The organism is Mesorhizobium sp. M7A.F.Ca.CA.002.15.2.1 (assembly GCF_003998715.1).
GTDB lineage: Bacteria > Pseudomonadota > Alphaproteobacteria > Rhizobiales > Rhizobiaceae > Mesorhizobium > Mesorhizobium ciceri.
Window position 1 is genome coordinate 1 of the sequence record NZ_RZPI01000453.1, and the last position, 4,753, is coordinate 4,753.

Consider the following 4,753-nt stretch of genomic DNA (forward strand, 5'->3'; position numbering starts at 1 on the left):
TTGCCAGCGCCTCCGCCGCTGCCGTTGCGGCAGCCGTCAGCCGCGGCGTCGCCGGCGGTGGCTGGCGCGACGCTTCCGCCAGCGCGGTCGCGGCGGCGAGGCGAGGGGCGACACTCGGACATTGGGTGACCGGCGGCGACATCGCCGCGCGCATCGTCTGGGCGCAAGACATCGTACACGGCAAGGCGATCAGGGATGCGATCCGGCTGATCACCGATCTGGTTGGCACCGGCGTCGCCAGCCAGGAATCCGTTCCGGCGGCCTTCGCCGTGCTGGAAGTCGCGCGTGGCGACCCATGGCAAGCAGCCGTCATCAGCGCCAATCTCGGCGGCGACACCGATACGATCGGCGCCATCGCTGCCGGCATGGCCGGCGCCTGCAGCGGTTTTTCCCGATTGCCGCAACAGCATATCGCCCGGCTTGTCGGCCTCGACATGTCGGAGGTTCGCGCGCTCGCCGCCGATCTCGTGGCAGCAAGGATGGCGAAAATCGGTTCCGGCAAGGACGCGGCGGAATGAGCGGCCGTCTCGTCCATGTCGGCAGTGCCGTGGTCGACTATGTCTACCGCATCGACGCCCTGCCGGCGCCCGGCATGGAAAAGACGGCATCGAGCTTTGCCCAGGTCGCCGGCGGTGGCTTCAACATGATGGTGGCGGCCAGCCGCACCGGCAGGCAGGTGGTGTTCGGCGGCCAACTCGGCAGCGGGCCCAATGGCGATTTCCTGCGCGCTGCTTTCATAGCCGAGGGTATCGAGACACTGACGCCGCCATCGCCCGTGATGGACAGCGGCAACTGCGTCGCCATGATCTCGAGCGACGCCGAACGCACCTTCGTGTCGTGGCCTGGTGCGGAGAGCGTTCTCAGCCTCGACATGATGGCGCCGGTCGCGGTGGCGCCGGGAGACTGGGTGTTCACCTCCGGCTACACGCTGAGCTACCCTAAGAGTCGCGATGCGCTCACTGATTGGATCGAGGCGCTGCCGGCAGGTATTCCCTTCGTCTTCGACCCGACGCCGGTCATCACGGACATTCCGCGTCCCATCCTGTCGCGGGTGCTTGCCCGCACCACATGGCTGAGCTGCAACACGACGGAAGCCGCCGAGATTGCCGGCCCAGGCGATGTCGAGGGCCTCGCGGTACGGCTGCTGGGCGACCACTGCCCGAAAGCAGCGGGCGTGGTCATCCGCTCCGGGGCAAAGGGTTGCCATATCAGGTTGGCCGACGGCACGGCGCAGACCGTTGCCGGCTTCAAAGTCACCGCCATCGACACCAATGGCGCCGGCGACACCCATATCGGTGCTTTCGTCAGCGCGCTGGCGCACGGCATCCCGCCCTTCGAGGCAGCGCGCTATGCCAATGCGGCAGCGGCCATATCGGTCACCCGCCATGGCGGCTCGTCGGCGCCGACCGACCACCAAATCCAGACATTCCTGAGCCATGCCGCCGACCCGTCGGGAGCAGGCCGGACACAGAAGGCCAATGCATAACAGCTGGAAAGCCTGACAAGCCCGGGAACCGGGCAAACCCACAGAGAGGAACCAACCATGCGCATGCCTGACTTGACTGCTCTGCTGACGGCGACCGCCGTCTTTACCTCCGCACTCGCGTTCGCTGCCAAGGCTGACGAAGTGCATGTGCTCAACTGGAAGGGATACGGCGCCGACGAACCATGGGCGGTGGAGGCTTTCGAAAAAGCGACCGGCAACAAGGTCGTCAACGACTTCTTCAATTCCGAACAGGAAATGCTGACCAAGATCCGGACCAATCCCGGCCTCTACGACGTGGTCATGATCAATGCCGCCTTCAACGACCAGGCGATGGACGGCAAACTGATCCAGCCGATCGACGTCTCCAAATTGCCGAACTACGCCGACATCAGCAAGGACAAGGCGGGATCGCCGATGCTCGTCCATGACGGCAAGGTCTATGGCGTGCCGTGGGTGTGGGGCCTCACCGCGCTCGCCATTAACGACAAATCCTTCGACAAGCCGCCGACGAGCATCGCCGAGATGTGGGATGCCGCCCATAAGGGCCGCGTCGTCATTCGCGACGATGCCGTCGAAGCGGTGCAGTTCGGCGCCATCGCAACGGGCCAGAACATCAACGACATCAAGGATATGGATGCGGTCAAGGCGAAGCTCACCTCGTTGATGCCGCAGATCAAGACCTTCTGGAGTTCGGAGAACGACTGGAACCAGATGGTCGCCTCCAACCAGATCGACATCGGCACCTACTGGAGCGGCTCGGCCGATCGCGCCAAGACGCATTTCAAATTGCCGGTCTCTCTGGTCGTGCCGCAGGAGGGTGCCGTCGCCTGGCTCGACGCGTTTTCCATTCCGGTCGGCGCCAAGAACGTCGCCGGCGCCGAGGCTTTCATCAACTACATGATCGACCCGAAATTCTACGTCGAATGGGTCACCAAGGTCGGTGCTCCTGTCTCCGCCAACACCAAGGCGGTGGAAGCGCTGCCCGAGGATGCCTTCAACCGCAAGGTCATGGGCGACCCCGAGGTGGCCAAACGCATCCAGTTCCAGGCGCCGATCACCGATGCCCAGCGCGAAGCCTATCTGGCGCTGTGGCAGCAGTTGAAGGTCGACGTGAAATAGAGCCAACATCCCGGCCAGCCGGCGGTTCGCGCCGGCTGGCGTTTCAATCCTGGGGGAGGGTATCATGGCAGCTGCGACAGCGTCGCGAAGCGGGCTGAGATCGGCATTGCCGCTGCTGGCGCCAGCCTATCTCTGGCTGACGGTGGCGATCTTCCTGCCGCTCTCGGCCATGGTCTTTTTCTCGTTCATGACCGAGCTGCCGCTGTCGGGAAAGCCGTGGACATTCACCCTTGGCAACTATGCCACCTTCTTCTCGCAAAGCCTCTATCTGACACTGCTGCTGGCCTCACTGCGGCTTGGCCTCGAAGTGACGCTGTGGTGCGTCGTCATCGGCTATCCCGCCGCTTACGTGCTCGCCAAAGTGCTGAAGGGGCGCAGCCGCGAGGCGATCTTCCTGCTCGTCATCTTGCCGTTCTGGTCGAACGGGCTGGTGCGCATCTTTTCCTGGGCGATGGTTTTGCGCGAGGGCGGCATTCTCGACACCGCGCTCAACGCCGTGCTGCCGTTCAAGATCAACATCGACCTGATGTATTCCTATCCAGCCGTCATCATCGGGCTGGTGCATTCCTACGTGCCTTACATGGTGCTGACCTGCTATCTCACGCTGCAGGCGATCGATGACTCCCTGATTGAGGCCGGGCGTTCGCTTGGCGCTTCACGGCTACAGGTGCTGAAGCGGGTGATCATCCCGCTGTCGATGCCCGGATTGGTCGCGGGTGCGGCCCTGATCTTCGTCCCCGTCGTCGGCTCGTTCATGGAGCCGCGCATCCTCGGCGGTCGCACCGGCACCTTCTACGGCACGGTCATCGAGGACCAGTTCGTCGCCGTGTTCAACTGGCCGCTCGGTGCCGCGCTTTCCTTCATCCTGCTGGCCGTGGTGCTGGTCATCCTGGCGGTGGCGTCGCCGGTGCTGCGGAGGGCCGCGTGATGGCGACGACCCGCGTCCTCGAATGGCTTGGCCGCTTCTACATCGGTCTGCTGCTCGCCCTCCTCTATCTGCCGATCATCATCATGGCGCTGATGTCGTTCAACGTCTCGCCCTTCTACCAATTGCCGTTCGAATGGACGACCGAATGGTACGCTTCGCTGTGGCAGAACGACCAGCTGATCGCCGCCACCTGGAACAGCGTCGAGATCGCCGTCATCACCACCGTCATCTGTGTCGTGCTCGGCTCGGCGGCATCGCTGGCGCTCTATCGCTATGAGTTTCGCGGCAAGAAATTCCTGCAGGCGCTGTTGTTTCCGCCGATCGCCATTCCGTGGCTGATCACCGGCACGGCGATGCTGATCTTCTTTTTCGGCGTCGGCATCGGTCGCGGGCTGCATGCGATCCTGCTTGGCCATGTCGCACTGGCGCTGCCCTATGTCATCGTCGTCGTCTCGGCCCGGCTGCAGACCTTCGCGCCGGAGCTGGAAGAGGCGGCACGCTCGCTCGGCGCCAACCAGTGGCAGGTAACGAGGCGCGTCACGCTGCCTTGGATCATGCCAGGCGTTATTGCCGGAGGGCTGTTTGCGTTTGCAGTGTCGTTCGACCAGTTCGTGGTGTCCTATTTCCTGGCGACGCCTGGGCAGACGACGCTGCCGGTGGAAATCTACGCCGCGATCCGCAAAGGATTCACGCCCGAGATCAATGCGGTCTCGACGATCATCATTGTCGTGTCGATGGCGCTGATGCTGCTCACGGCGCGGTTCTTCAAATTCGGCGGAGAGAAATAATGGCCGGCGTGCAGGTATCTGATGTCTCGCGCAGTTTCGGCGCACACAAGGCGCTGGACAATGTCTCCATCGATTTCGCCGATGGCGGGTTCTATGCGCTGCTGGGGCCGTCGGGCAGCGGCAAGACCACGCTGCTGCGCCAGATTGCCGGTTTCGATTTTCCCGATTCGGGCCGCATCACCATCGGCGGCGAGAGCGTCGAGCGGGTGCCGGTCGAAAAGCGGCGCATCGGCATGGTGTTCCAGAACTATGCGCTGTTTCCCAATATGAGCGTCGCCGACAATGTCGCCTTCGGCCTGTCGGTGCGCGGCGAGGCCAAGGCGGTGATTGCAACGGAGGTGCAGCGCGCGCTCGATCTGGTGCAGCTCGGCAAGCTTGGTGGCCGCCGGCCGCACCAACTCTCCGGCGGGCACCAAGCTTGCCGAGCTGCAC

At 63.7% G+C, this 4,753-nt stretch carries 6 protein-coding genes; all 6 read left to right on the top strand.

Annotated features, from left to right (window positions below; genetic code table 11):
• Positions 1–518, top strand: a 518-nt coding sequence (locus tag ENZ74_RS22410) for an ADP-ribosylglycohydrolase family protein (RefSeq protein WP_206522308.1), incomplete at its 5' end; no start/stop codon positions are given.
• On the top strand, positions 515–1,486 hold the full coding sequence (locus ENZ74_RS22415; protein ID WP_063168551.1) for a PfkB family carbohydrate kinase: 972 nt from the start codon (positions 515–517) through the stop codon (positions 1,484–1,486). The genes ENZ74_RS22410 and ENZ74_RS22415, both read left to right, overlap by 4 nt.
• Before the next feature lie 57 nt (positions 1,487–1,543).
• Positions 1,544–2,605 carry an ABC transporter substrate-binding protein gene (locus ENZ74_RS22420; protein ID WP_013530805.1) on the top strand — a complete coding sequence of 354 codons (1,062 nt, stop codon included), beginning with the start codon at positions 1,544–1,546 and terminating at the stop codon, positions 2,603–2,605.
• Between the two features lie 64 nt (positions 2,606–2,669).
• On the top strand, positions 2,670–3,533 hold the full coding sequence (locus ENZ74_RS22425; RefSeq protein WP_013530806.1) for an ABC transporter permease: 864 nt from the start codon (positions 2,670–2,672) through the stop codon (positions 3,531–3,533).
• Positions 3,533–4,321 (top strand): ABC transporter permease, encoded by a 789-nt coding sequence (locus tag ENZ74_RS22430; RefSeq protein WP_063168550.1) that lies wholly within the window; start codon positions 3,533–3,535, stop codon positions 4,319–4,321. The genes ENZ74_RS22425 and ENZ74_RS22430 overlap by 1 nt, the downstream gene beginning before the upstream one ends.
• Positions 4,321–4,753 (top strand): ABC transporter ATP-binding protein (locus ENZ74_RS22435; protein ID WP_164761137.1); only part of this gene is annotated, 433 nt, incomplete at its 3' end. The genes ENZ74_RS22430 and ENZ74_RS22435, both read left to right, overlap by 1 nt.